General features: G+C 66.2%; 1 protein-coding gene. It reads right to left on the bottom strand.

Going from position 1 to position 1053, the window contains the following annotated elements; genetic code table 11:
- Positions 1 to 12: 12 nt before the first annotated feature.
- Positions 13 to 921 (bottom strand): IS5 family transposase, encoded by a 909-nt coding sequence (locus tag ACIA75_RS35720; protein ID WP_397111509.1) that lies wholly within the window; start codon positions 919 to 921, stop codon positions 13 to 15.
- Positions 922 to 1053: the final 132 nt, after the last annotated feature.

Below are 1053 nucleotides of genomic sequence, written 5' to 3'. Positions count from 1 at the left end.
CTAGGCCGCGTTTCATAAGCTGTGGCCGGATAACCACAGGTTGATCGCGGCGACGCGGACCGTGGCCAGGTAGCGGACAGCGAGTTTGTCGTAGCGGGTGGCGACCGCGCGGTGCTGTTTGAGGCGGCTGATCGTGCATTCCACGGCGTGGCGCAGTTTGTAGAGGCTCGGGTCGAATGCCGGTGGTCGGCCACCGGCATTGCCCTTCGCCACGCGATGCGCTGCCTGGTCCGCCTTGATCGGGATGGTTGCCTTGATCCCGCGTTGCCGCAGGTAAGCACGGTTGGCCGCCGAAGAATAGGCTTTGTCGGCCAGGACCCGTTCCGGCCGCGACCGGGTGCCACCGACCCCGAGCCGCGGCACCCGTATTTCGCCGAGCACCGTCGTGAACTGCGGGCAATCGGCCCACTGACCAGGCGTGATCACCAGAGCCAACGGCCGCTGGCTCCGGTCGGCGGCCAGATGCAGCTTCGTGGTGAACCCACCCCGTGACCGTCCCAGACCGTGGTCAGCGGGTTCGTCGTCGAAACCACCTGCCGGTTCGACCTGGCCGTCGAAGTCGCGGCGGGCGCCTGCCGCGTGCTGGTGCGCGCGGGCGATCGTGGAGTCCACGCTCACCGTCCACTCGATCTCGCCGCCCGCGTCGGCGTGGGCTTGCAGTGCGGTCAGCATCGATTCCCACGTGCCGTCGCGCTGCCAGCGGCGGAACAACCCGTACACGGTTTGCCACGGCCCGTACACCGCTGGGATGTCACGCCACGGGCTGCCGGTCCGGATCCGCCATCGGATACCGTCGATCAACCGGCGTTTCGACCACCGTGGTGGCCGGCCCGGCTTCATACCAGCAGGTAGTAGCGGTTTCAGTTTCGCCCATTGGGCATCGGTCAGATCCGCACGGCACGTTGCCGTTACGCTGTTCACGAGGTCTCCGGTTGGCTTCCGGTTGTGCTTGGTCGTTCAACCAACTACCGGAGACCTCGCCATATCTCCAACTTCTCAACCCGGACAACGGGTTCCGCCCCTCAACTCACGGGCTTATGAAACGCGGCCTAG

The sequence above is a fragment of the Nocardia sp. NPDC051750 genome, assembly GCF_044453135.1.
In the GTDB taxonomy this organism is placed as follows: domain Bacteria; phylum Actinomycetota; class Actinomycetes; order Mycobacteriales; family Mycobacteriaceae; genus Nocardia.
The sequence above is the reverse complement of the archived record's forward strand: the minus strand, read 5'-3'. Positions and strand labels throughout refer to the sequence as shown.